Here is a 26457-nt window from a genome sequence, read left to right on the forward strand (position 1 = left end):
TCATCCCTTGGGATACACCTGCTGCGCGCGTTTGATGAACGATTCCACGAAGGTGCTTGCGATGTGGTTGAACACCGGCCCCAGGACCTTCTCGAGCAGCTTGCTCGAAAACTGGTAATGGAGATTGAACTCGACCTTGCAGGCGGTATCGCCGAGCGCCGTGAAACGCCACAGCCCGTCGAGGTGCGTGAAAGGCCCCTCCCTGAGGCCGATCCTCATCTCGCGCGGATATTCCTTCGTATTCTCGGTGGTGAAATTCGCCTTGATGCCGTGATAACTGATGTGCAAGGTCGCGACCGTCGTGTTCCCGGTGCGCGTCAGCAGGTCTGCGCCGCCGCACCACGGAAGGAATTGCGGATAGTCTTCACAGCGGTCGACGAGCTCGAACATCTGCGCGGGGGTGAACTCGATCAGAACCTGCTTCCTGACGTCAGCCATATGCGTGTGGGGCCGGCGCTTCGCCGAACTGCTAAAATGCGCGATTCTACCGCAATGCACCCGCCACGGCCGCTCCCCGCGCCATGCCGTGCCGCCGCGACGCACAGGATCCTGAACCCGCATGAGCATCATCGACAACCGCAAGGCCTTTCACGACTACTTCATCGAGGAGAAGTATGAAGCCGGGCTTGTGCTCGAGGGCTGGGAGGTCAAGGCGATCCGGGCGGGCCGCGCCAACATCAAGGAAGCCTACGTCGTCATCCGCAACGGGGAGATCTTCATCCTCGGCATGCACATCACGGCGCTGGCCGCGGCTTCCTCGCATATCAAGCCCGACCCCGTGCGCACCCGCAAACTCCTGCTGCATGCGAGCGAGATCTCGAAACTCATCGGCAAGGTCGAACGCGCGGGATATGCCCTCGTGCCGCTCGACCTGCACTACACCAAAGGCCGCATCAAGGCGCTGGTCGGCCTCGCGAAGGGCAAGAAGCAGTACGACAAGCGCGAGGACGCGAAGCAGCGCGACTGGGAGCGCGACAAGGCGCGCCTCATGAAGACCAAGGTGTGATCGGCGAACCGCGCTACGAACTGCACGACAGCATCGAGCAGCCTGCGCGATTGCGTGCCCAGTCGGGCCGCCGCGCCGCGAAGCGCTCGCGCCCCGGCTGATCGTCGTAGGGACGGCGCATCACGTCGAGCAGCTCGGACACCCGCGCATCGTCGCCCTGCTCCGCTGCGTCGATCGCCTCCTGCGCGAGGTAGTTGCGCAGCACGTAGCGCGGATTGACCGCATCCATCCGCGCCTGCCGTACGCCGGCGGGCAGGCCGTCGGCGAGCACCCGCGCTGCGTAGCGGCCAAGCCACTCGGCGAACGCCACCTCGTGCGCCTTCGCCTTGTCTTCCACGTAGAAGGCGTCGCGCAGGGGATCGAGCGTGGGCGCCTGCGCATCGACGCGGGCGAGCCCGCGGAAGAAGATCGTCATATCGACTTCGGCTGCGGCCATGAGCTCGTGCAGGGTTTCGACGAGTGCATCGTCCTCTTCGCGCAGATTCTCGAGGCCGAGTTTCGCCGCCAGCATGCGGCGGCTCTCGGCCTCATACACGGCCGCGTAGCGCGACAGGCCGTCCTGCAGGGGTTCGACGCTACCAAACGCCGGATAGAGCGCGTTCGCGAGCTGGAGCAGGTTCCACTGTGCAATGTGCGGCTGATTGCCGAAACGGTAGCGGCGCCCCTCCGCGTCGGTCGTGTTGGGCGTCCATCCGGGATCGAAATTGTCGATCCAGCCGTAGGGGCCGTAGTCGATCGTCAGGCCGAGGATCGACATGTTGTCGGTGTTCATCACGCCATGCACGAATCCGACGCGCATCCAGTGGGCGATCAGCCGCGCGGTGCGCTCGCACACCGCGTGGAACCAGTCCGCGCGTCGGGTGGCGGTATCTCCGGAGAGCTCCGGAAAGTCCCGCGCGATCGTGAAATCGACCAGCTTTTCCAGCAGGGCCTGATCGCCGCGTGCGGTAAAGATCTCGAAGTTGCCGAAACGGATGAACGACGGCGCAACACGACACACCACGGCCCCCGGCTCGGGACGTGGCCGCCCGTCGTAGAACATGTTGCGGATGACCGCCTCCCCCGTGCCGACGATGCACAATGCGCGCGTCGTCGGGATGCCCAGGTGGTGCATGGCCTCGCTGCACAGGAACTCCCGTATCGACGACCTCAGCACCGCACGCCCGTCCGCACGCCGCGAATACGGCGTCGGACCCGCGCCCTTCAGCTGCAGTTCCCAGCGCCCGCCGGCCGCATTGATCGTTTCCCCGAGAGTGATCGCCCGTCCGTCGCCGAGTTGGCCCGCCCAGTTGCCGAACTGGTGTCCGCCATAACAGGCGGCATACGGCTCCATACCGGGCAGCAGCGCATTGCCGGCGAACACCCGCGCGAACTCGGGCGAACGCACCTCGGCCTCGTCGAAGCCGACCAGCCGCGCCACCTCGGGCGACCACGCAATCAGGCGCGGTGCCGCGACGGGGGTCGGCCGCACGCGCGAATAGCAGGCGCCATGTACCTGCCGGACATGCGGAGAGTCTTCCGGGTCGCCGGGCAGATCCCGGACGAAGCGGTTGTCGAATTGGAGGGTTTTCATTATGTGGATGATGCGCGGGGTTGGGGTACTGCCCAATTGAGACGGTGCCGGCGGCGCTTGGTTCGCCGCCGTCGTCCCTTGCGTATTCAGGAACGTCGCGGATCGAAGGCGTCGCGTACGACGTCCGCGAACAGGTTGGCCGAGAGCACCAGCACGAACATGAAGGCGAAGGCCGCCATGAGCGACCACCACACCATCGGTTCGCGCGCGAGTTCGGTGCGCGCCATGTTGATCATGGTCCCGAAGCTGATCGTCGTGGGATCGACGCCGATACCGACATAGGACAGGACGGCCTCGGCGAGCACCAGTCCGGAGAAATCCATCACCAGCGCGATCAACACGATGTGCATCACGTTGGGGAGCACGTGCCGCCGCAGGATGGACGGCGTGCGCACGCCGAAGGCGCGCGCGGCCTGCACGTACTCGAGTTCGCGCAGCTTCAGCGTCTCGCCGCGCAGCAGGCGGCACAGGCCGGTCCAGCTCGTGACGCCGAGGATCAGGCACAGGGCCATCAGGCGCGCATCGGCGCGTTCGGCCGCGGTCGAGAACCACTGCGGATGGGTATCGATCACGACCTGCATCATCAGCACGGCGGCGGCGATCAGCAGCACGCCTGGGATCGCGTTGAGAACCGTGTAGACGTACTGGATCACGTCATCGACCCAGCCCCCGAGATATCCGGCCATGATGCCGAGGGCGACTGCGAACGGCATCATCACGAGCGTCGTCAGCGTGCCGATGATCAATGCGGTGCGCACGCTCTTGAGCGACAGGTAGAGCACGTCCTGCCCGACCTTGTCGGTGCCGAACACATGGTAGAACGGCGCGAGCTGGATCGCGAGGATCGTCACGAGCAGCACGCACGCGAGCGTGCCGAGCGCGGCGCGCCACGCGAGAACCGTCCGGCCCCGCCACAGGGCGCCGGCCGCTTCGATCATCCCCTTCCTGCGTCTGCGCGCCAGCGCGAAGACGAGGATGGCCACGACCGCAATCCAGGCTTCGGCCGCCCCAGTCACCCCGGCCGCGATCCGTTGCGCGACGTCCGCATCGCGCCGGTCGGTCGCTTCGCCCAGGTGGGCGCCGCCCCACACCAGGCGTGGAAAGATGCGGGCCTGGCCGCCACCGGGAAGTTCGACCGTTTCGCGCGCGTACAACTCGGTCGCGAACGGAGCCGAGTAGGTTTTTTCCACCTGCGTGCGCACGGGCGCGATCAGGACGTCCAGCGCGCTGAGCACTTCCGACGAATACGCGACCTGCGTGTTCGCGGGCGCGCCCTCCGGCGCCGGCAGCTGCGCGCGGAAATGCAGGCTGTCGGCGATCCCGACGGCGAGGAAAGCGAGCAGGATCACCGCCGACGCCATGCCGCTGGCGCGGCTGCCCACGCGTCGCCACGCGCCACGCAGCGGCTCGTCCCGACGGACGTGAATGACCGTCATGCCACCGATCGCGAGCAGCAGGAAGAAGAGCGCATCGGTCCACAGGAGGACGGGCAGGAACCCCATCGCCTACTCCAGCCTCACGCGCGGATCGACCAGCGTGTAGGAGATGTCGGTGAGGATCAGGCCGACGATGTAGAGCACCGACCCGATGAACACCATTGCCCGCACGACCGCGAAGTCCTGCGCGTTGATGGCGTCGATCGTGTAACTCCCCAGGCCGGGAATGCCGAAAAAGGATTCAACCAGCAGGCTGCCCATGAATAGCAGCGGAATGACCACGACCACCCCTGTCAGGATGGGGATCATCGCGTTCTTGAGCACATGCCGGAACAGCACGACGCGCTCGGACAATCCCTTCGCGCGCGCCGTTCGCACGTAGTCGCGCGAAACCTCCTCGAGGAAGATCGTCCGGTACCAGCGCGCATTCGACCCCACGCCGGCGATCACGCTGATCGCCACCGGCAGCACCAGGAAGCGCCAGGCGTCGAGCCCCGGGGCATAGCCGGAGATCGGCACCAGCGCCCACAGTTTCGAGATCAGCCATTGCCCGCCGATGATGTAGAAGAGGCTCGATATCGACATCATCGCGACGCACAGCACCACCCCCCAGAAATCCAGATAGCTCGCGCGGAAGAACACCAGGATCAATGCAAACGAAATCGACGCGAACACCCCCAGTACGAAGGTCGGCAACGCCAGCGCCAGCGAGGGCCCCATACGATCGCGCATCTCCTGGGCGATGTCGCGTCCATCGTCGGCGCGGCCGAAATCGAACGTGAACATCCGCAGCGACTTCTGGAAGAAGATCGTGTCCGTCACCCGTCCGCTCCCCTGCGCCTTGGCGTTGAAGAACAGCGGACGATCGTAACCGCGCTCGACCTTCCAGCGCTCGATCGCCTCCGGCGTCACGCGCTTCACTCCGAGCTGCATGCGAGCCATGTCGTCCGGCGAGTTGACAACGAAAAACAGGCCGAAAGTGACCAGATTGACCCCGATCAGGATCGGCACGGCGTAAAGGAGCCGGCGCACGATGTAGGCGAACATCAGCCGCGCCCTCCCACGGCCGTCGCGCGCTCGCGCCGCCGGTAATGCACGAATGCGGGCGCCAGCGCGGCCGCGGCGAGCGCCGCCAGAAGCCCGAGCGGCCACACGATCGGCCGATTCCACTGCGCGCGCGCCGCGTCGCGCCGGGCAACGTCGAGGCGCTGGTACTTCAGGGTGTTGCGCACCATGCTGCCCGTCTTGCGATTGAGCACCCAGGCATGCTGCAGCGAATACGCCTTGGGATGGAAGCCGAAAACCCAGGGGGCATCCTGCTGCAGGATCGCAACCATGCGATCGATCACCGCCTGGCGCTCGGGTCCGTCCGGCATGCTCTTCATCTTCTCGAACAGGCGGTCGTATTCCGGATTCACATAGTTCGCCGCGTTCTGGCCCGATTCCTTCACCTTGGCCTGTGCGCCATGCAGCAGGAAAAGCATGTTTTCGGGATCCGGATAGTCCGCGTTCCAACCGAAGAAGAACATCTGCGCATTGCCTTCGCGGATCTTGTCCTGGAAGCGGTTGTAATCGGTCGGGCGCACGACGAACTGGACACCCAGGTCCCGAAACTGCTTCGCGAGCCAGTCGGACCGCGCCTTGTCGCCGAGCCCGCCTGGCGTCGTGTCGAGGTTGAGGATCAGCGGTTCGCCCGTCTTCGCGTCGCGCCCATCCGGGTAACCGGCCTCGGCCAGCAGACGTCGCGCGACCTCCCGGCTGCGCCGCACCGGGCGCCCGTTGCGCCACTCATAGACCACCGGATTGATCCCGGCCTCGCCTTCGCGGGCGCCGAAAATGCCGGGCGGAATCGGGTGCATCGCCACCACGCCGCGCCCGTTGAGGAAGATGGAGATGAATTCGTCCATGTCCAGCGCAATCGAGATCGCCTGGCGCAACTTGCGCGCCCGCGCCTGTCCCTCGGCGCTCCCGCCGCCCCCGACGACGTTGTCCAGCATGTTGAAGCCGAGGTAGAAGATCGACGGCGACACGGAGGTCAATAGCCGGATTCCCTGCGCACGCATCTCGTCGGACAGCATCACATCGCCCTGGCTGGTCATTGTCACGGCCTGGTCGAAATTGTCCGACGAAACACCGGAGGCATCGTAATACCCCTGCAGGAACTTGTTCCAGTACGGAATGCTCTCGCGCTCGCGCGTGAAGACGACCTCGTCGATGAAGGGCATCGTCTTGCCGCAGTCGTCGAGCAGGCCGGCTTCCCGATCGCCACGCTCGCCGTCGCACGGATAGGCTTCGCCGCGGAAGTTCGGATTCCGCGCGAGCACCATGCGTGCGTTCGGATTGTTCTCCGCCAGCATGTAGGGGCCGGTCCCGATCGGCCACCAGTCCAGCGTGAGGTTGCGCTCCGCCATGCCCGGCTGCCCGTAGAAACGGTCCGCCTCGGGCGGGATCGGAGCGAAGAACGGCATCGACAGCCAGTACAGGAACTGCGGATAGGCACCCTTCAGGGTGATGCGATAGGTGTAGCGATCGACGACCTCCACGCCCGGCACGGAATGGCGCTCCAGGTCGATCCGGCCCGCATTCCGTGCGGCCTCCTCGGCGAGCTCGTTCTGTAAGGTCTTCAGTCCCGGCAGATACTCGGCGATCAGCTCGAAGATCGGGGAATGCAGTCGCGGGTGCGCCAGACGCTTGATCTGATGGACGAAATCCCCCGCCTCGAGCTCGCGGGTGCCTGTTTCGGCAAAATCGCCAATCCCGCGGACGCCGGCCAGATCCTCGGCACGCAGTTCGGCGTAGCGCAGCGTGCCATCCGCCCGCCGCGCCAGTGCCGGATGCGGTTGGTAGAGCACTCCCGGCCGAATCCGGATCTCATACACGCTCTTCGCAACCTGCGACGCCGGTGCGGTCGCGGGAAGCTCCCGTCCTGCGCCGTCGTACCTGCGCACCTCCGGCATGGCCGCCGCGCTGCCCGGCACGAGTGTGTACGGGCGCTTCAGGTAGTGGTACTGGAGGGGCGGCTCATAGATCTGATAAAGGAACGTGGCCTCGTCCTCGCTGTACGATTGCACCGGATCGAGGTGCTTCGGGCGGTCCGTAAAGGCCGAGTACATGATGTTCCGTCCGTGCTCGGCCGCCGGATAGGGGTCGTTCCACACCGGCCCGCAGGCGGGCAGGAGCAGGCAAGGCAGGAGCAGTAAACAGATGCGCCGGAACATGAGCGGCGATTCTACCCGCAAGGCTGCATAATTCACTGCCGACGACACTCCTCTACTGGCACGCCCGTCGACCATCGTCGCCCTTCGGCTATAATCCGCCGACTATCAAGAAGGAGCATTACCAAAAATGGGCTTTCTCGCCGGAAAACGCATTCTGATCACCGGACTGCTCAGCAATCGCTCGATTTCCTACGGCATCGCCAAAGCCATGCACCGTGAAGGCGCCGAACTCGCCTTCACGTATCAGAACGAACGCTTCCAGGACCGCGTAGCCAAGATGGCTGCCGACTTCGGTTCGGATCTCGTCTTTGCGTGCGACGTGCAAAACGACGAGGAAATCACGGCGCTGTTCGAGCAGCTGGCGCAAAAATGGGACGGCCTCGACGGCCTGGTCCATTCGATCGCCTTCGCCCCGAGCGACGCGCTGGAAGGCGATTTCCTCGACGGTTTCTCGCGCGAGGCCTTCCGCGTCTCGCAGGAAATCAGCGCCTGCAGCTTTCCGCTGCTCGCCAAGGGCGCCCGCCCGATGATGAAGGGCCGCAGAGGCGCGCTCCTGACGATGTCCTACCTGGGCGCAGTGCGCACCATGCCCAACTACAACATCATGGGCCTCGCAAAGGCCAGCCTCGAAAGCGCGGTGCGCTATCTTGCCGTCTGTCTCGGCCCCGAAGGCACGCGCGTGAACGCCATCTCCGCAGGCCCGATCAAGACGCTTGCGGCTTCGGGAATCGGCAGCTTCAGCAAGCTGCTCTCCTTCAACGAGCACAACGCACCGCTGCGTCGCAACGTGACGATCGATGAAGTCGGCAACGCCGCCGCCTTCCTCTGTTCGGACCTCGCAAGCGGCGTCACCGGCGAGATCATGTACGTCGACGGCGGCTTCAACACCACAGCGCTCGGCAACTCCGAGCAGCCCTGAAGCGGATGTCTGCGGCTGGCTGCGCCACGTGCAGCCAACCGCCAAAGCAAAACGCCCGATGTGCAAGCATCGGGCGTTTTGCTTTGGTACCAGGGCGTACCGACCGGCAGCGCCCTGGTAAAAACCTTACTGCTGCTGCGCCCGGATCGCCGCCGTGTTGATGTTCACCGCGTAGCGCTGCCGCAGCGAACTCAGAAAGGCATTGAAGTCGCGCTGGCCAACCAGCCGCTGGTACTGCACTTCAAGCGCCTTCAGTCGCGAATCGTCCTTTGCGATGTCGGGGCGCTTCACGCTCTCGATGCGATAAACGGAATAGCCGCCCCCCTGCATCGGCGCCCCGACGTAGGCGGGCAGTTTTCCACCCGGTGCGCCGAACACCGCAGACATCGCCGCCTGCGACAACTCGGATTTGCCACGCTGCACCGTGCGTGCCGCACTCCATTCACCCGCCGCCGACTCGCCCTTTTGCAGCGAAGCAAGCACGGCCTCTCCGCGTGCGGCGGCGAGTTTCGCCGCCTCCTCGGTCTTGAGCTGTTGCTCGATGGAAGCCTTCACCTGCTCGAACGGGGCCCGCTGTGCCGGCTGATGTTCGATGACGCGGGCAGACACCAGCGTCCCGCGCGATACCTCGACGGCCTCGACGTTGCGCCCCTTCGTCATCGCTTCGTCAGAGAACAGCGCATTCAGCAGTTTTTCGTTCGTGTATTCACCCACGGCCCCGCCGACCCGCTCGATCCAGTCGGTCGTGCGGATCTTCAGCTTCAAGGCGTCGGCCACCGGCTTCAGGCTGTCGGACTGCTCATAGACGGTGTTCGAGAAGAGCTCCGCCTGCTCGGCAAACTTCTTGCTCGCCTCCTGGCGCTTGAGTTCCTCGACGATCTCGCCCTTCACTTCCTCGAACGGACGCGCATGCGCGGGCCTGATGTCGGTGACTTCGATGATGTGGAAGCCGAAATCCGAGCGCACGACGTCGCTGATCTGCCCCTTCCCGAGACTGAACGCGGCATCCTCGAACGGTTTCAACATCGTCCCGCGTCCGAAGAACCCGAGATCCCCGCCGCGCGAGGCCGAGCCGGGATCCTGCGATTCGGCCTTCGCCAGCTCGGCGAAGCGCTTCGGGTCGGCGCGCAGCTGTTTCAGTATCCCGGCGGCCTTGTCGCCAGCCTTTGTCACTTCGGCGGCCGGTGCATCCTTGGCCACGGAAATCAGGATATGTCGCGCGCTGCGCTCTTCAGGCTGGCTGAAGCGTTCGGCATTGGCCTCATAGAATTTTCGTGCCGCCTCATCCGAGATGCTGATTTGACCGAGAACCGCATCCTGGTTGAAAACCACATACTCCGCACGCAGGCGCGACGGCCGCTCGAAGCGCGCCGCATTCGCGTCGTAGTACTGCTTCGCCGCGTCTTCCGCGAGCTTCACCTCGCTCATGAACCGACTCGCCGGAAACTGCAGCTCGCTGATCTTGCGCTCCTCGAGTTGAGCCGTCATGAAACGCCTGATCGACTCCCGCGATACGAACGCGGAATCGCCGACGGCCTGTGCCACCTGCTGGATGCGCAGATCCTGCGCGAGGCGCGATTCGAACATCGCCGGCGTCATCCCCTGCGCACGCACCGCCGCTTCGTAACGCTCGATCGCAAACTTTCCGTCCTGCTGGAACGCTTCCACGCTGCCGATGACCTGCTGCAGTTGCTCCGGTGTCACGACCAGGTGCCGGTCTGCCGCGTGCAGTGCGAGAAGACGCTGATTGACGAGGCCCTCGACGACCGAACGGCGGATCGGTTCCGAATCCAGCAACGCCCGGTCAACTTGGCCCCCCATCGATTCGCGCAGGCGGTCCTGCTGCTCGCGCAAGGCGCGATCGAACTCCGCGATCGAAATCTTGGACTTCGCGACCGTGGCAATGTCGGTTCCGCCCGGCCCATTGGAAAAGTAGGAATCCAGCCCGAAGAAGGCGAAGGGAACGACCAGCAGCGCCAGGATGAGCTGCGCCACGCGTTTGTTATTGCGAACTGATTCCAGCATCGTCTGTGTCCGTGAGATCTCAGAAGGGAGGCAGGGCGACCAACGTCGCCAAGCAAAGCGCCCGATTATCGCATCGTGCAGGCCGGCGGGCCAAACCTTCGGGGTGGAATTGCCGACGGGATAAGCGGCGGACGAAGCGAAGGCAATGCGCGTCAACCGGCCGTGTGGCATCCCTCTGCCCTGTCGGGTGCACGGAGCGTCGGGCAGGCGGAGGGCCTGCCCGCTCCATCACGACGAGCCGATCAGCTTTCGGCGAACGTGATGTGCCCGTCCGCCGCATCGACCTTGATCTTGTCCTTCGCGCCGAACTGCCCTTCAAGAATGGCCCTGGCCAGCGGGTTCTCGATCCGTTCCTGAATCGCTCGCTTGAGCGGGCGGGCGCCAAATACGGGATCGAAGCCCGCCGTCGCAAGCTCCGCGAGCGCCGCGTCGGTCACGTCGAGCGCCATGTCGAGTCGCGCGAGCCGTTTTTCGAGGTACTGCAGCTGGATGCGCGCGATGCTGGCGATGTGCTTTTCATCGAGCGCGTGGAAGACCACCACTTCGTCGATGCGGTTGACGAATTCGGGGCGGAAGAAGGTCTTGACCTCGGCCATGACGGCAAGCTTGATGACCTGATAGTCGTCGCCCGACATCTGCTGGATCATCTGGCTGCCGAGGTTGGACGTCATGACGATGACGGTGTTCTTGAAATCCACCGTGCGCCCCTGCCCGTCCGTCATCCGTCCGTCGTCCAGCACCTGCAGCAGGACGTTGAAGACGTCCGGGTGCGCCTTCTCGACCTCGTCGAAGAGGATCACGCTGTAGGGCTTGCGGCGCACCTGTTCGGTGAGATAGCCGCCTTCTTCGTAGCCGACGTAGCCCGGCGGCGCACCGATCAGCCGCGCAACCGAATGCTTCTCCATGAATTCGCTCATGTCGATCCGGATCAGATGCTCCTCCGAATCGAACAGGAACTCCGCGAGGGTCTTGCAGAGTTCCGTCTTGCCGACGCCGGTCGGCCCGAGGAACAGGAAGGAACCATAGGGGCGATTCTCGTCCGACAGGCCGGCACGCGAACGGCGGATGGCGTCCGAGACCAGGCGCACGGCTTCGTCCTGGCCGACGACACGCGAATGCAGGCGCTCTTCCATCTTGAGGAGTTTTTCGCGCTCGCCCTGCATCATCTTGCTCACCGGGATGCCGGTCGCGCGCGAGACGACTTCCGCGATCTCCTCGGTGCCGACCTGCGTGCGCAACAGCTTGAACTTGCGCTCGCCGCTTCCCGCCGTCTCGGCGGCCTTCAGCTGGGCCTCGAGCTGCGGCAGCTTGCCGTACTGGAGCTCCGCCAGCTTGTCGTACTGGCCCTTGCGCTGCATTTCCGCCATCTGCGCGCGCAGTTTCTCGATTTCTTCCTTGATGTGCTGGCTGCCCTGGACGCTGGCCTTCTCGGCGCGCCAGATTTCATCGAGGTTGGCGTATTCGCGCTCGAGCTTTTCGATTTCGTCCCGAATCAGCAGCAGGCGCTTCTGCGAAGCCTCGTCGGTTTCCTTCTTGACGGCCTCCTGCTCGATCTTGAGCTGGATGATCCGGCGTTCCAGCTTGTCCATCGATTCCGGCTTGGAGTCGATTTCCATCTTGATCCGCGCTGCGGCCTCGTCGATCAGGTCGATCGCCTTGTCCGGCAGGAAGCGGTCGGTAATGTAACGATGCGAAAGTTCGGCCGCGGCGACGATGGCGGGGTCCGTGATGTCCACACCGTGGTGCAACTCGTATTTCTCCTGCAGGCCGCGCAGGATGGCGATCGTGGATTCGACCGAGGGCTCGTCCACGAGCACCTTCTGGAAGCGCCGTTCGAGCGCTGCGTCCTTCTCGATGTGCTTGCGGTACTCGTCGAGCGTGGTCGCGCCGATGCAGTGCAGTTCCCCGCGCGCCAGGGCCGGCTTCAGCATGTTGCCGGCGTCGATGGCGCCTTCCGCCTTGCCGGCCCCCACCATGGTGTGGATCTCGTCGATGAAGACGATGATCCGCCCTTCTTCCTGGGCGATTTCCTTCAACACCGCCTTGAGCCGCTCCTCGAATTCCCCGCGGTACTTGGCACCTGCGAGCAATGCAGCCATGTCGAGCGACAGCACCCGTTTGCCCTTGAGCGTTTCGGGCACTTCATCGTTGACGATGCGCTGCGCGAGGCCTTCGACGATGGCCGTCTTCCCGACGCCGGGCTCGCCGATCAGCACGGGATTGTTCTTCGTGCGGCGTTGCAGGATCTGGATGGCGCGGCGGATTTCGTCGTCGCGGCCGATGACGGGATCGAGCTTGCCGGCGCGGGCGCGGTCGGTGAGGTCCAGACAGTACTTGGTGAGCGCCTCGCGCTGTCCCTCCGCATCCTGACTGCCCACGGCAGCCCCGCCCCGTACCGCCTCGATCGCGGCTTCGAGCGCTTTGCGCGCGAGTCCGTGCTCCTTGAGCAGGCGTCCGGTCTCGCCCTTGTCCTCGGCAAGCGCGAGCAGGAACATCTCGCTCGCGATGAACTGGTCTCCGCGTTTCTGCGCTTCCCGATCCGCGAGGTTGAGGAGATTGGACAGGTCCCGCCCGATCTGGACCTCGCCGCCGTACCCCTCGACCTTGGGCAAACGGGTGAGCAGCTTGTCCAGCGCGGTCTTCAGGGGCGGGACGTTCACTCCCGCACGCTGCAACAGCGAAACCGTTCCGCCATCGTCCTGTCCCAGCATTGCGAGCAGCAGGTGGACGGGCTCGATGAACTGCTGATCGCCGCCGATGGCGATGCTCTGCGCATCCGCAAGCGCCTGCTGGAATTTCGTGGTGAGTTTGTCGAAGCGCATTTCCGCTGTCCTCGTTCCGGTATGGGGTTGGCTGTGATATGGGGTCGCCCCATTCCAATTCAACCTTCGCGCGCAGCCACCGGCCCATTATGGGCAGTTCGATAACGGGCTGCGACCGAATTCTGCACGCGTGCGCTTGCTGCGTTGCAGCAAGCGTGTTCAAATAGGACGGATAACTTTCCGCAGGCCTGCCGATGTCGAATCGGCATGCTATGTTGAAGGAATCAGCAGGCGTGTCCAGTAGCCAACGTCGCAAAAAATTTTCAGCGCTCGTGGAGGAAGAACATGGCGATCAAGCAGGAACAGTTCAACGAAATCCAGAAGAAGAACTTTGAAGCGGCGATGCGCTTGGCGCAGATGTCGATCGAGAACTCCCAACGCATCATGGAGCTTCAGGTCGCGACCGCGAAGAGCCTCTTCGAAGAAGGCGTGCAGAACGCCAAGGCGCTCTCCTCCGCGAAGGACCCCAAGGAAGTCCTGGAACTGCGTTCGCACTACACCCAGAGCGCGACCGAGAAGATGCTCGCCTGTGCCCGTGAAATGGCCGAACTGGCGAGCCGCACGCAGGCCGAAGTCGGCAAGCTCGTTGGCGAACAGTTGTCCACCGGCAGCAAGGACGTTTTCGAATCGATGCAGAAGATGTTCTCGGGCATGCCCATCACTGACCAGAACGCCATGTCCGCGATCCAGAACGCAATGGACACCACCCGCGCCGCGTTCGAACAGATGACCCGCGCATCGACCGAAGCGTTCCAGCTGTTCACGCAGCAGACCGGCAAGGGCAAGAAGTAAGCGGGTTCCCCGACCAGAAGAAACGGCGCCCGCGGGCGCCGTTTCTTTTTGGCAGGTCAGGCGCGCAGTCCGGGCCCTACTGTTCCCAGCGTGCGGCTGCCGAGTCGTCGCTCTCCCGCGCGTCAACCCAGCGTGCCCCGTCGGGGGTTTCCTCGAGTTTCCAGAACGGCGCCTGCGTCTTCAAATAGTCCATGATGAATTCGCACGCGGCAAAGGATTCGCCGCGGTGCGCACCGGCAACGCCGACAAACACGATCTGTTCGCCCGGCTCCAGCCGGCCGAAGCGGTGTATGACCCGCACCGCGTACAGCGTCCAGCGTGCCCGGGCCTGATCGACGATTTCTTCGAGCGATCGCTCGGTCATTCCCGGATAGTGTTCGAGCGTCATCGCACCGACGTGCGCGCCGTGGCTCACGTCGCGCACTAGCCCGACAAAGCTGGCGACCGCGCCAACCTCGTTGCGTCCCGCAGACAGGGCCGCGATCTCGGCACCCGCATCGAAGTCTTCCCGCTGCACGCTGACCGACATGACTCAACCTCCCGTCACGGGGGGGAAGAACGCGACTTCATCTCCGGGAAGCACCGGATCGGCGGGAGCCGCCATCCGCTGGTTTCGCGCCGCCCGGATGTTCCGCCCCTCCCCCAGCGCGTTCCAGGGCTCACCGCGTCCGGCGAGAAAGGTCCGCAGTTCGCCGATCGTCGACACGCCGGACGGCAGCACGAAATCCTCGCCGGCGCAGCCGAGCGTTTCCTTCAATGACGCGAAATACAGGATCTTGACGGTCATGGTGTCAGTACAGGAGTTGGCCATAGGGCAGGAAACGTATCGTTTGCCCCCTATGGATGGGCGTCTCGGCCGGCACATCGGCCAGCCCCTCCGCCCACACGATGGACGACAAGGCGGCGGCGCCCTGATTGCCGTATAGCTCGACCGCGCCGGCATCGTTGACGCGGGCTCGCAGGAATTCGCGGCGGCGATCCGGTCTGGGCCAGTCGAAATCCGCCTGCAGCATCAAGGCCTTCGGCGTCACCGCGGTGGCGCCCTGTGTCGCCAGGATGAACGGCCGGACCATGAGCAGGAAGGTCACGAAACTCGACACCGGATTGCCGGGCAGGCCGATGAACGCCGCGGCGCCGACCTGCCCGTAGGCAAGCGGTTTGCCCGGCTTCATCGCGATCTTCCATAGATCAAGCGAACCCTCGGCCTGAACCGCCGGCTTGACATGATCCTCTTCGCCCACCGACACGCCGCCGCTGGTCAGAATCAGGTCATGCCCTTCCGCGGCTTCGCGCAACACCGAACGCGTAGCCTCCAGGCGGTCGGGGACGATACCGAAGTCGGTCACCGTGCAACCCAACTGCTCGAGAAGCACGCGCAACTGAAACCGGTTCGAGTTATAGACGCCGCCTGGCGGGAGCGGCTCGCCGGGCATCACGAGTTCGTCGCCGGTGGAAAACAGCGCGACACGCATCCTGCGCACGACGGGAACCTGCGCGATGCCGACCGAGGCCGCCAGGCCGATCTCCTGGGCCCGAACGCGAGCGCCGGCAGGCAGGACGACATCGCCGGCCGCAATCTCGCTGCCGGCAAGCCGCACCGCTTCGCCGGCACGGGGAAGGTGGTTGATCGCCACTTCGTCGCCGGCATGCTCGCACAGCTCCTGCATCACGACCGCGTCGGCGCCGGGCGGCAGGGGCGCTCCGGTAAAGATGCGCGCCGCCGTTCCCGGTTCAAGGGCCATTCCCACGCTTCCGGCGGGAATACGCTGCGACACCGGCAGGCGCGTTCCACTCTCCGCGACATCGCCCACGCGTACCGCGTAGCCGTCCATCATCGAGGTGTCCAGCGCGGGGACGGCGATCGGCGAGCGCACGTCCGAGGCCATGACGCGCCCGTGCGCGACGAGCGTGTCCGCCATCTCGATTTCGCGGAGCGGGCGGGCTTTCGCCAGCAGCGTGGCGAGCGCTTCGTCAAACGACAGCATGTTTGGATTCATGGCGGGCAGCGTATTCGAGAATGAACCGGACGATTTCGGATGCATCGTTGAGTGACAGGCGGGGCACGGGGCATTCCAGTTGCGCGTCCGACGCGACTGCCACCACGTGGGGGTTTTCAATCCAGAGCGGCGGCTTGCCATGCGTCGGCCGATGGACCTCGATCTTGGGGACTGCGGCAGCCTTGAAACCTTCGATCAGCACGACATCGCACGGCGACAGCACCCGCAGCTGATCGTCGAGCGTCGGTTCGGGCGAGCCTCTCAGCTCATGCATCAGCACCCAGCGGTCGTTGGAGAGCATCAGCACCTGGCTCGCCCCCGCTTCCCGATGGCGATACGAGTCCTTCCCGGGCTTGTCGAGATCGAACCCGTGATGAGCGTGCTTGATGACGGACACCGAAAGCCCGCGGGCTGAAAATTCCGGGATCAGTTTCTCGATCAGCGTGGTCTTGCCTGAGCCGGACCAACCGGCGATACCGAATACGATCATCGTGTTGGCGCCAATGTTTTCACGGATTCAAAGCATACCTCAGGGATTACCTCTGCGCTCACGGCAACGCAACGACGGTGGCGAACCCGCCGCCGGGGGTGCGGAAATTGGTCGTCTGGCCACGATACAGCCGTGCCGCCGCGAGCTGAATCGCGCCCCGGTACGCATAGACGCGCAGGTCCATCTTGAGATCCGTCACCACCCCGCCGACGGACAGGCGCCGCGCGCTCGGGGGGACGAGCTGCTGCGCGATGTAATCGCCCGCAAGGATGTTCTCGAACACGCTCTTGGTGAGCTTGTCCCCGCGGTACGCTGCCCTGCTCCCGAAGCCGGTCGCAGGCTTGAAGAAAAGCTCGCGGCGATTCTTCCACAGGGCTTCGGCATCTTCCGGACGCACGCGCACCGTATGGGGAATGCCGTTCGCGAGGACGGTCCGGGTGGGCAAATCAGCGCCGATCGATTGCAGGAAGCCATCGTCGCACAGCAAGGAGAGGTTCCCCTTGTCCGCGTAGAGCGCATGTGCGCGGGGATGCGGGGTGATCACGGCCGCCTGCGCATGCCATGCCTTGGCCAGCGCAGCCGAAGCCGGTTCGCCCAGACTGAAATCCGTCAGCCGGTTGTAGACCAGATCGACTTCGTGCTCCTCGAGCAGCAGCCGACCGTCGACGAAGCGCAGGGCTTCGGGATCGCAGATCCACGCGGTCAGGCCATGGCGCTCGAACATCCGCTGGAACAGCAGGAACTCCGGCAGGAGGTACTGGTTCTGCGGTTCGCGATCGACGATCGCGACCGTCCGCAGCGGAGCGTCGCCGCGCATGGCGCGCCACTCGGCGCGGAACATGTCCATGAACGCGTTCTCGGGATCCCCTGCGGCGGTCGCTACCGCCAGTGGCGCCACCTCCGCGCAACAGGCTCTCTGCGCACGCGCGAGGGCCACGTTCAGCAGCCCGCCGCCGGCGTTGGTATTGATCTCGATGAGCTTCGGCCCCTCGGGACCGAGGTGAAAATCGAAGCCGAGAAATACGCCGGACGCCGCGCAATCGATCGCGGCGCTCGCGGGAGCGTGTTCGAGTACGGCCGATTGCCACGCCCGCAGCTTCACCACCCGCTCCACCGCCGCCACGATCCCGGCCGCCGCCTCCAGATGGCTGGCCGCGACGAAGGCAACCGAATCGGCGAACAGGTGGGGGCGCGTCGCATTGATGGTCGCCAGCAAGGCGCCGTCACGCGGATCGCGCTCGAGTTCGGCCTTCAGGCGACCGTGGTCGAGTGAAACGCACTGGCAGCCGCGGTTCATGCGTTCGGCGATGTCCCGATGATCCCCGCCCGCAATGGCCCGGATGAGGGGATCGCTTTCAACTGTAGGTAATGCGGTCATGCAGCCCCCGGATCTGTCGAACGCCCGCTCAAGCACCGGCAGGCGGCGGGAGTTGTTCAAGGAATGCGACGGCGTCCGCTTCGGCACGCGTGCGTCGCATCGGTGGCAGGCTGCGCCACACGACCTTCCCGTATTGCTTCTCGATCATGCGGGGATCGCAGATGCACAGCACGCCGCGATCACGCTCGCTGCGAATCAGTCGCCCGGCCCCCTGCTTCATGTTGATGACCGCACGAGGCAGTTGATAATGCATGAAGGGGTTGTGGCCGCTCTTCTGCAGGTGTTCGACGCGAGCGGCGAGGACCGGATCGTCGGGCGGGGCAAACGGCAGCTTGTCGATCACGACGACCGACAAGGCATCTCCGGGCACGTCCACCCCTTCCCAGAAACTCTGGCTCGCGACAAGCACCGCATTGCCGAGGCGTCGAAAGCGATCGAGCAGTTCGGTCCGCGAACCTTCGCCCTGCAGCAGCAGGGGCAGCTTTTCGCCGGCGCGTTCGAGCCCATCGGCGATCAGGCCGTGAATACGCTTCATCGCACGCAGGGAGGTACAGAGGACGAAGGTGCGCCCGCGCGCCGCGCGGATCAGCGGCAAGGCGATCCGGGAAACGGCCTCCGCGTATTCGGGGTGGTTCGGGTCGGGCATCCCCGCCGGCGCATACAGCAAGGCCTGCCGTTCGTAGTCGAACGGGCTTCCCCATACGGCAGTCACGGGTGGGGGGTCGATCCAGCTCAAACCCATCTCGTTGCAGTAATGGCTGAAGCTCTGTCCTACAGCCAGCGTCGCGGAGGTGAAGATCCACGCCCGCGGGTGGCTCTCCAGCTGGCGGCGAAAGACTCCGGACACGTGAAGCGGCGTGGCATTGAGCGCGGCAGACTGGCTGAACACCTCGACCCAGCGGATGAACTCGCCCACCTCCGGCGAACGCCATCGGACCAGCCGTTCCCCCACTTCGGCCGCGCGACGCAGGCAGTTCGCGAGTCCTTCGCTACGCTCGGCCTGCGTTTCCAGCACGGCCGAAAAGGCGTCGAGTTCCTTGCAAAGGGCATCGAGGCTTTTGTCGAACTCCGGCAAGGCCGCGACCTGCGCCGCGGAAAGGCGGGCCGGATCCGCACCGAATGCGAGCCGAAGATCACGCGCAGCCTTCTCAAGCGCGCGCGTCGCATCGATGAGCGCGCGACAGTCACGCGCACCGGCCAGGGTCTCGGAGCGCGTGTCGCGTGCGAGCTCCAGGACCTGAGCCGTCGACACGCTCTCACCGAAGAACAGGCTCGCGGTTTCCGGAAGCTGATGAGCCTCGTCGAAAATGACCGCGTTGCACGACGGCAGCAGCTCACCCATTCCTTCGTCGCGCAGCATCACGTCGGCGAAGAAGAGGTGATGATTGACGACGACGACCTCCGCGTCCATCGCCGCGCGCCGCGCTGCCAGCACGAAACATTCCTTGACGTTCGGACACTCCTGCCCCAGGCAGTTGTCCCGCGTCGAAGTGGCGGCAATCCAGGCGGGTGAATCTTCGCGCACTTCGGAACACTCGGCCTTGTCCCCGCTTTGCGTGATCTGGGCGAACCGCACGATCGAGCGCAAGTCTGCCGCGTCCTGGGCGGTGGCGAAGCGCCCGTCGCGCGCGTTCCGCTCGAGATGGTACGGACACACATAATTCGCGCGCCCCTTCAGGAGGGCGATCGTGACCGGCACCTTGAGCGTCGCGCGAATGGTCGGAAGGTCGCGATTGAAAAGCTGATCCTGGAGCGTCTTCGTGCCAGTGGACAGGATGATCTTTCCGCCCGACAACAACGCCGGAACGAGATAGGCGAACGTCTTTCCGGTGCCCGTTCCGGCTTCGGCAACCAGTACACGATTATCCCTGAGGGCATCGGCGATATGACGTGCCATCTCGAACTGCTGCGGACGCGGACGAAACGAAGGCACTGCCGCAGCAAGCGGCCCGTCCGGCGAGAAGACGGTTTCCAGATCGGTCATCGGTAATCCACGGACCTGTCGAAGCGGGTGCGCCTCTCAGTCGACACGGTGCCCCTGCGCGAGATATTCACGGCTGCGCATCTCGATCAGCCGGCTCACGGTACGGACGAACTCATGCGCGTTGTGCCCCTCGGTGTAGAGTTCGGGCGCTTCGACCGCCGCACTCATGATCAGCTTCACCCTGTAGTCATACAATACGTCGACCAGCCAGGTAAAGCGCCTCGCTTCCGACGCATTGCCAACGTTCATGCACGGCACGCCCGACAACAGGAGCGTGTGATGTTCGCGAGCAATCTCGAGATAATCGTTTTGTGATCGGGGGCCGCCGCACAGCGTCGCGAAGTCGAACCAGATCACGCCGGGGCCATGTGCCAGCACCGGCATCTTGCGCTCCAACAGGTCGATTTCTCCGGCTGTTGCCTCGGCGCCCGAGAGACGACGAAAGTCCCCCCGCATCTTCCGGTCCGACTCCTTGTTGGAGGGCACCAGGTAGATCTCGATCCGCTCGAGTGTCCGCAATCGATAGTCGGTCCCGTGATCCACTTCGATGACGTCGAAGCGGCGCTTGATCATCTCGATCGCCGGCAGGAAATTGATCCGCTGCAGACCGTTCGGGTATAGCCCCTCGGGCGGATAGTTCGAGGTCATCACGAAGATGACTCCCCGTGCAAACAAGGCATCGAGAAGCCGGCCCAGGATCATCGCATCGGCGATGTCCGACACGTGGAACTCGTCGAAGCACAGCAGCCGTGTCTGCCGCGCGACCCGGTCCGCGACACGCTGCAGGGGATCGGGTTCGTTGTTGAAGTTCTTGAGGTCGTTCTGCACCTCCTGCATGAAAGCATGAAAGTGCACGCGACGCTTGCGCTGGTAGGGCACGGCGTCGAAGAAGCAATCCATCAGGAAACTCTTCCCGCGGCCTACCCCCCCCCCAGAAATACACGCTGCGCGGCATGCGCGGACGCGCGAACATCTTCCTGAGGGTTCCCCGCCGCGCCGCCTTGAACCCGACGAGTTCGGTGTACATCTGCTGGAGCCGCTGCGCAGCCGCACGCTGCTCGGGATCGGACTTGTAGCCGCGCGACTTCAGCTGCGCCTCGTAGGCGTCGAGCATGCCGTGCTGCGGGACGTTCAGGACACGGTGGGGCATGGAAACTGTGTGAAGCGAGAATCGATAAAGAAACGAGGGGTGGCCCGGGATTATCCCGCACCACCCCTCCCCGGACCAGCGACCGATCAGAAGTGCAGCGGGCGCTTGTCCACCGCGAGAGCCGCCTCATGCACCACCTCCGACAGCGTCGGGTGGGCGTGGCAGATCCGCGCCAGATCCTCGGAAGCGCCACCGAATTCCATCGCCACCACCGCCTCGGAAATCAGCTCGGAAGCATTGGCACCGATGATATGCACGCCGAGGATGCGGTCGGTGCTGGCGTCGGCCAGCATCTTGACGAAGCCGGTCGGATCGCCGGAACCGAGCGCGCGGCCGTTCGCCATGAACGGGATCTTGCCCGCCCGATAAGCCACCCCCTCGGCCTTGAGCTGCTGCTCGGTCTTGCCGACCCACGCGATCTCGGGCGAGGTGTAGATGACGCCCGGGACGGTGTCCATGTTGCAGTGGCCGGCCTGTCCCGCGATGATCTCGGCGACCATCACGCCCTCTTCCATCGCCTTGTGCGCGAGCATCGGGCCACGCACGACGTCGCCGACCGCGAACACGTTCGGCAGGTTGGTCTTGCAGTGTCCATCGACCGCGATCTGGCCACGCTCATTGACGTTGAGGCCGATCGCCGCGGCATTCAGGCCCTCGGTATTCGGCACGCGGCCGACCGACACGATCAGCCGATCGCATTCGAGCTTTGCTTCCTTGCCGTCCTTGTCCGTATAGGCGAGCGACACGCCCTTCTTCGTCACCTTCGTCTCGCCGATGGTCACGCCGGTCTCGATCGCGAGCCCCTGCTTCTTGAAGACCTTCAGCGCCTCCTTGGCGACATCGACATCTGCGAAGGACATGAAGTCCGGCAGCGCTTCGAGCACGGTCACTTCCGCGCCCAGGCGGCGCCACACCGAACCCATCTCCAGACCGATCACGCCGGCGCCAATCACGCCCAGCTTCTTCGGCACCGAGTCGAAATCCAGCGCACCGACGTTGTCGCAAACGATCTTGTTATCGACCGGGATGCCGGACAGGTGACGCGGCTTCGAGCCGGTCGCGATGATGACGTGCTTCGCCTCGATCGTCTCGTTGCCGACCTTGACGACATAACCCCCCGCACCCGCGCTCTCGAAGCTGCCGTGCCCGGCGAGGAAGGTCACCTTGTTCTTCTTGAACAGGCCCTTGATCCCCGTGGTGAGCTGGTCGACCACCTTGTCCTTGCGGGCGATCATCGTCGGCACGTCGATGCTCGCCTTGCCACCGAGCTTGATGCCCTGCCCTTCGAAGGAATGCTCCGCCTCCTCGAACAGATGCGAGGTGTGAAGCAGCGCCTTGGACGGAATGCAGCCCACGTTGAGGCAGGTTCCGCCGAGCCGGGGCTCGCCCTTCGGATCGGCATACGGGTTGGATTCGGCGCATGCCGTCTTGAAACCGAGTTGAGCAGCACGGATTGCCGCCACGTATCCGCCCGGGCCACCGCCAATGACGAGTACGTCGAATTGCTTGTCAGCCATTATTCTTGACTCCGAAAAAGGAAAAACGTGACGCCGCGCCGGGCGCTTGCGTCCCGGCGCGGCGTCACGTGTGCGTGAATTACACGTCGAGGATCAGGCGGGCCGGATCTTCCAGCGCTTCCTTCATCGTCACGAGGCCGAGCACGGCTTCGCGGCCGTCGATGATGCGATGGTCGTACGACATGGCCAGGTAGTTGATCGGACGGATCACGATCTGCCCGTTCTCGACCACCGGACGGTCCTTCGTCGCGTGGATGCCAAGGATGGCGGACTGCGGCGGGTTGATGATCGGCGTCGACAGCATGGAACCGAACACGCCACCGTTGGAGATCGAGAAGGTGCCACCCGAAAGCTCCTCCAGCGTCAGTTTGCCGTCCTTGGCCTTCTGACCGTACTCGGCGATCTTCTTCTCGATGTCGGCGATCGACATCTGATCCGCGTCGCGCAGGATCGGCACGACCAGGCCGCGCGGCGAACCGACGGCGATACCGATATCCACGTAGCCGTGGTAGACGATGTCGCTGCCATCGACCGACGCGTTCAGGATCGGGAACTTCTTCAGCGCGGCAACGGCAGCCTTGACGAAAAAGCCCATGAAGCCCAGGCGCACGCCATGTGCCTTCTCGAACTTGTCGCCGTACTGCTTGCGCAGGGCCATCACCGGCGCCATGTTCACTTCGTTGAACGTGGTCAGGATGGCGTTCTCGTTCTTCGACTGGATCAGGCGCTCGGCGATGCGGGCGCGCAGACGGGTCATCGGGACGCGCTCTTCCGGACGCTCGCCCGTCAAGGCAAGCGGCGCGGGCGCAGCAGCGACTGCCGCCGGGCGCACCTGGGCAGCAACCGCGTCTTCCTTGGTCACGCGGCCACCACGGCCGGTGCCCGCCACATCCCCAGCAATAATGCCCTTCTCTTCGAGGATCTTGCGCGCTGCGGGGCTGGCCGTACCGGCTGCCGCCGCGGGCGCTGCAGCGGCGGGTGCCGCTGCCGGAGCGGGCGCCGCTGCAGCACCTGCCGCAGCCTTCGCTTCGGTGTCGATCTGAGCGATCAGCTCGCCCGAGTTCACGTTGTCGCCGTTTGCCTTGATGATCTTCACGAGGACGCCGTCGGCGGGGGCCGGGATCTCGAGCACGACCTTGTCGGTTTCGATGTCGATCAGGTTCTCGTCGCGCGCGACGGCGTCCCCTTCCTTCTTGTGCCACGACACCAGCGTGGCTTCGGAGACGGATTCCGACAGTTGCGGCACTTTTACTTCGATCAGCATGTAAGGAACTCCCGATTGCTATATTTATTAGTTAGTTAGGCGATTGCTGCGTCGTGTCCTGAATCGGACCGAAGGCATTCTCGATGACGGCCTTCTGCTGCGCGTTGTGCTTCGCGTAGTAGCCGACCGCGGGCGATGCCGAGGCAGGACGGCTGACAAGCAGCAGGCGGCGCTTGCCGAGCACGTTCACGAGGTGCTGGCGCGAGGCGAGCCAGTACCATGCACCCTGGTTGCGCGGCTCTTCCTGGCACCACACTACTTCCTTGGCGTTCGGGAACTGGTTGATCGCCGCGGCGAAGGCTTCCGTCGGGAACGGGTAGATCTGTTCGATGCGGACGAGCGCCGTATCGGTGATCTTGTTCTCGCGACGATGCGCGAGCAGTTCGTAATAGATCTTGCCCTGGCACAGCACGACGCGCTTGACCTTCTTCGGATCGAGTTTCTCGACCTCCGGGATCACGGTCTGGAAGCTGCCGTTCGCCAGTTCGTCGATCGTCGAGACCGCTTCCTTGTGACGCAGCAGCGACTTCGGCGTGACGATGATCAGCGGCTTGCGCAACTTGCGCACCATCTGGCGACGCAACAGGTGGAAGATCTGCGCCGGCGTGGTCGGCACGCACATCTGCCAGTTGTTTTCCGCTGCGAGGCTCATGAAACGCTCCGGACGGCACGACGAGTGCTCCGGTCCCTGGCCCTCGTAGCCGTGCGGCAGCATCATCACGAGTCCGCTCAGACGGCCCCACTTCGCCTCGCCGGAGCTGATGAACTGGTCGATGACGACCTGAGCGCCGTTCACGAAATCGCCGAATTGAGCTTCCCATACGACGAGCTCGTTCGGTTCGGTGGTCGAATATCCGTACTCGAACGCCAGCACCGCCTCTTCCGACAACACGGAATCGAAGCTCTGGAAGCCAGCCTGGCCTTCCTGGATATGGTCGAGCGGCTTGTAGATGCCCTCGTCCCAACGCTCGCGCTTCTGATCATGCAGAACGGCATGGCGATGGAAGAAGGTGCCGCGCCCCACGTCCTCGCCGGAGAGCCGAACGCGATAGCCCTGCGCAAGCAGGCTGGCGTAGGCGAGGTTCTCGCCCATGCCCCAGTCGAGCGGCAGTTCGCCGCGCGCCATCGCGGCGCGGTCGTCGATGATCTTCTTGACCCGCGAATGCAGCGCAAAGGTCGACGGAATCGTCGACAGGCGCTCACCCAGGCGCTTGACTTCAGGCACCGGGATGGCCGTGACGGCTGCGTCGGTATACGGCTTCTTCAGGAACGGCGTCCAGTCCACCGAGAACTGGCGGTTATGTCCCGGCAATACCGGGTTCGACAGCAGCTCGCCGCGATCCAGGTGCTCGCGGTACTCGGCGATGATGCGATCGGGTTCGTCGGTCTTGCAGGTGCCTTCGGTGACCAGGCGATCCGCGTAAAGCTTGCGCGTGCCCGGGTGCTTGTGGATGGTCCGATACATCAGCGGCTGCGTCACCATCGGCTCGTCCTGCTCGTTGTGGCCGAGCTTGCGGAAGCAGATGATGTCGATGACGACATCCTTCTTGAATTCCTGGCGGAATTCGACCGCGAGTTTCGTCACGAACGCGACAGCTTCGGGATCATCGCCGTTCACATGGAAAATCGGCGCTTCGACCATCTTGAAGAGGTCGGTGCAATACAGCGAGCTGCGGTAGTCACGCGGATCGGAGGTCGTGAAGCCGATCTGGTTGTTGATGACGATGTGGATCGTGCCGCCCGTTCCGTAGCCGCGCGTCTGGGAGAAGTTCAGCATCTCCTGGTTCACGCCCTGGCCGGCGACCGCCGCGTCACCGTGGATGAGCACGGGGATGACCTGGCTCTTGCTTTCGTCGCTGCGCCGGACCTGGCGGGCATACACCGAACCTTCGACCACCGGGTTGATGATCTCGAGGTGGGACGGATTGAACGCCAGCGCCAGGTGCATCGGCCCGCCCTGGGTCATGACGTCGCTGGAGAAACCCATGTGATACTTGACGTCGCCGGCGGTCAGATCGGCAGCAGCCTTGCCTTCGAACTCCGAGAACAGCATCGACGGCGACTTGCCCAGCGTATTCACGAGCACGTTGAGACGGCCGCGGTGCGCCATGCCGATGACGACTTCCTGCGCACCGAGCCCGCCGGCGACGTTGATCAGCTCGTCCATCGCGACGATCGCCGATTCGCCCCCCTCGAGCGAGAAGCGCTTCTGGCCGACATACTTCGTGTGCAGGTAGCGCTCGAGCGTTTCAGCGGCGGTGACGCGCTCAAGAATGCGCTTCTTCTTCGCCACGTCGTAACGCGGCGTCGCACGCACGCTTTCGAGACGGGCCTGGATCCAGCGCTTCTGCGCGATCTCGGAGATGTACATGTACTCCGAGCCGACCGCGCCGCAATAGGTCTGGCGCACGGCCTCGAGGATCTCGCGCAGGGTCGCGTGATCGGTCGAGAAACCGTGGAAGGAGCCGGTGTTGAAGCTGCGCGAGAGGTCAGCTTCGGTAAATCCGTAATAGGACGGTTCAAGCTCGGCGATATGCGGGCGCTCGGTCCGGCGCAGCGGATCGAGGTTCGCCCAGCGGTTGCCAAGGAAGCGGTAAGCGTTGATCAGTTGCAGCGTGCTGACCTGGCGCCGGTCGTCGCCTTCCGGCTTCACGGAGCGCACCGGGCCGCGTTTGGCCATTTCCGCGAAGGCCGCGATCACCGGGCCATGCGCCACGTCGCGCAGTGCGGCACCGCTCTGCGCCTGCAGATTGTCAAAGTATTCACGCCACGATTCGGACACCGACGCGGGATCCGAAAGGTAATTCTCATAGAGCTCCTCGATGAACGGCGCATTGCTGCCGAACAAATGAGAAGTCGCCTTTTTCTGAGTCGTCATTGTGATGC

19 protein-coding genes and 1 pseudogene are annotated in these 26457 nt (G+C 64.3%); 3 read left to right on the forward strand and 17 right to left on the reverse strand.

Annotation, left to right across the window (positions count from 1 at the left end):
• Entirely contained in the window at positions 1 to 438 is a 438-nt protein-coding gene (locus CDA09_RS13095) for a type II toxin-antitoxin system RatA family toxin (RefSeq protein WP_121429108.1), read from the reverse strand.
• 121 nt (positions 439 to 559) lie between these two features.
• Between CDA09_RS13095 and smpB the strand changes: the two genes are divergently transcribed.
• Positions 560 to 1006, forward strand: a complete 447-nt coding sequence (gene smpB / locus CDA09_RS13100) for an SsrA-binding protein SmpB (RefSeq protein WP_121429109.1) — start codon at positions 560 to 562, stop codon at positions 1004 to 1006.
• A gap of 13 nt (positions 1007 to 1019) precedes the next feature.
• Here smpB and CDA09_RS13105 read toward each other — a convergent pair whose 3' ends face one another.
• The 4 genes from CDA09_RS13105 to CDA09_RS13120 all read right to left on the reverse strand — a co-directional run bounded on the left by CDA09_RS13105 (position 1020) and on the right by CDA09_RS13120 (position 7233).
• Complete coding sequence (locus tag CDA09_RS13105) at positions 1020 to 2579, reverse strand: protein adenylyltransferase SelO (RefSeq protein ID WP_121429110.1); 1560 nt, start codon at positions 2577 to 2579, stop codon at positions 1020 to 1022.
• Positions 2580 to 2665: 86 nt separating this feature from the next.
• The gene (locus CDA09_RS13110; protein WP_121429111.1) at positions 2666 to 4081 is read right to left on the reverse strand and encodes an ABC transporter permease; all 1416 of its coding nucleotides are present in this window, start codon (positions 4079 to 4081) and stop codon (positions 2666 to 2668) included.
• Between the two features lie 3 nt (positions 4082 to 4084).
• Positions 4085 to 5062 carry an ABC transporter permease gene (locus CDA09_RS13115; RefSeq protein WP_121429112.1) on the reverse strand — a complete coding sequence of 326 codons (978 nt, stop codon included), beginning with the start codon at positions 5060 to 5062 and terminating at the stop codon, positions 4085 to 4087.
• The gene (locus CDA09_RS13120; protein ID WP_121429113.1) at positions 5062 to 7233 is read right to left on the reverse strand and encodes an ABC transporter substrate-binding protein; all 2172 of its coding nucleotides are present in this window, start codon (positions 7231 to 7233) and stop codon (positions 5062 to 5064) included. Before CDA09_RS13120 ends, CDA09_RS13115 begins: the two co-directional genes overlap by 1 nt.
• Before the next feature lie 127 nt (positions 7234 to 7360).
• Here CDA09_RS13120 and CDA09_RS13125 point away from each other — a divergent pair, with 127 nt between their 5' ends.
• Complete coding sequence (locus CDA09_RS13125) at positions 7361 to 8152, forward strand: enoyl-ACP reductase FabI (protein ID WP_121429114.1); 792 nt, start codon at positions 7361 to 7363, stop codon at positions 8150 to 8152.
• A gap of 126 nt (positions 8153 to 8278) precedes the next feature.
• Here CDA09_RS13125 and CDA09_RS13130 read toward each other — a convergent pair whose 3' ends face one another.
• The gene (locus CDA09_RS13130) at positions 8279 to 10177 is read right to left on the reverse strand and encodes a SurA N-terminal domain-containing protein (protein WP_121429115.1); all 1899 of its coding nucleotides are present in this window, start codon (positions 10175 to 10177) and stop codon (positions 8279 to 8281) included.
• A gap of 242 nt (positions 10178 to 10419) precedes the next feature.
• Positions 10420 to 12999, reverse strand: coding sequence for an ATP-dependent chaperone ClpB (clpB, locus tag CDA09_RS13135; protein ID WP_121429116.1), 2580 nt, complete (start codon positions 12997 to 12999; stop codon positions 10420 to 10422).
• A 285-nt stretch (positions 13000 to 13284) separates the two neighbouring features.
• Between clpB and CDA09_RS13140 the strand changes: the two genes are divergently transcribed.
• Positions 13285 to 13791: a phasin family protein gene (locus tag CDA09_RS13140; protein WP_121429117.1), complete on the forward strand. Its 507-nt coding sequence runs from the start codon at positions 13285 to 13287 to the stop codon at positions 13789 to 13791.
• Positions 13792 to 13867: 76 nt separating this feature from the next.
• On the opposite strand, the gene moaE is transcribed toward CDA09_RS13140, so the two are convergent.
• From moaE to CDA09_RS13190, 10 genes and pseudogenes are all read right to left on the reverse strand, one after another.
• Positions 13868 to 14320 (reverse strand): molybdopterin synthase catalytic subunit MoaE, encoded by a 453-nt coding sequence (gene moaE / locus CDA09_RS13145; RefSeq protein WP_121429118.1) that lies wholly within the window; start codon positions 14318 to 14320, stop codon positions 13868 to 13870.
• Between the two features lie 3 nt (positions 14321 to 14323).
• Positions 14324 to 14578, reverse strand: a complete 255-nt coding sequence (gene moaD, locus CDA09_RS13150) for a molybdopterin converting factor subunit 1 (RefSeq protein ID WP_121429119.1) — start codon at positions 14576 to 14578, stop codon at positions 14324 to 14326.
• Positions 14579 to 14582: 4 nt separating this feature from the next.
• Complete coding sequence (locus tag CDA09_RS13155) at positions 14583 to 15788, reverse strand: molybdopterin molybdotransferase MoeA (protein ID WP_121429120.1); 1206 nt, start codon at positions 15786 to 15788, stop codon at positions 14583 to 14585.
• Positions 15763 to 16278: a molybdopterin-guanine dinucleotide biosynthesis protein B gene (gene mobB / locus CDA09_RS13160; RefSeq protein WP_121429121.1), complete on the reverse strand. Its 516-nt coding sequence runs from the start codon at positions 16276 to 16278 to the stop codon at positions 15763 to 15765. Before mobB ends, CDA09_RS13155 begins: the two co-directional genes overlap by 26 nt.
• Positions 16279 to 16336: 58 nt before the next feature.
• A complete protein-coding gene (locus tag CDA09_RS13165) occupies positions 16337 to 17656 on the reverse strand; it encodes a hypothetical protein (protein ID WP_121429122.1) in 1320 nt (439 codons plus the stop codon).
• A gap of 28 nt (positions 17657 to 17684) precedes the next feature.
• A complete protein-coding gene (gene yoaA, locus CDA09_RS13170) occupies positions 17685 to 19640 on the reverse strand; it encodes a DNA repair helicase YoaA (RefSeq protein WP_121429123.1) in 1956 nt (651 codons plus the stop codon).
• Between the two features lie 36 nt (positions 19641 to 19676).
• A pseudogene (zapE, locus tag CDA09_RS13175) lies at positions 19677 to 20790 on the reverse strand (cell division protein ZapE).
• 86 nt (positions 20791 to 20876) lie between these two features.
• Positions 20877 to 22307 (reverse strand): dihydrolipoyl dehydrogenase, encoded by a 1431-nt coding sequence (lpdA, locus tag CDA09_RS13180; protein ID WP_121429124.1) that lies wholly within the window; start codon positions 22305 to 22307, stop codon positions 20877 to 20879.
• 79 nt (positions 22308 to 22386) lie between these two features.
• Positions 22387 to 23571 carry a 2-oxoglutarate dehydrogenase complex dihydrolipoyllysine-residue succinyltransferase gene (gene odhB, locus CDA09_RS13185; RefSeq protein WP_121429125.1) on the reverse strand — a complete coding sequence of 395 codons (1185 nt, stop codon included), beginning with the start codon at positions 23569 to 23571 and terminating at the stop codon, positions 22387 to 22389.
• A 31-nt stretch (positions 23572 to 23602) separates the two neighbouring features.
• Positions 23603 to 26449 carry a 2-oxoglutarate dehydrogenase E1 component gene (locus tag CDA09_RS13190; RefSeq protein ID WP_121429126.1) on the reverse strand — a complete coding sequence of 949 codons (2847 nt, stop codon included), beginning with the start codon at positions 26447 to 26449 and terminating at the stop codon, positions 23603 to 23605.
• Positions 26450 to 26457 lie beyond the last annotated feature (8 nt).

Origin of the sequence: Azoarcus sp. DN11, assembly GCF_003628555.1 — a bacterium.
In the GTDB taxonomy this organism is placed as follows: Bacteria; Pseudomonadota; Gammaproteobacteria; order Burkholderiales; family Rhodocyclaceae; genus Aromatoleum.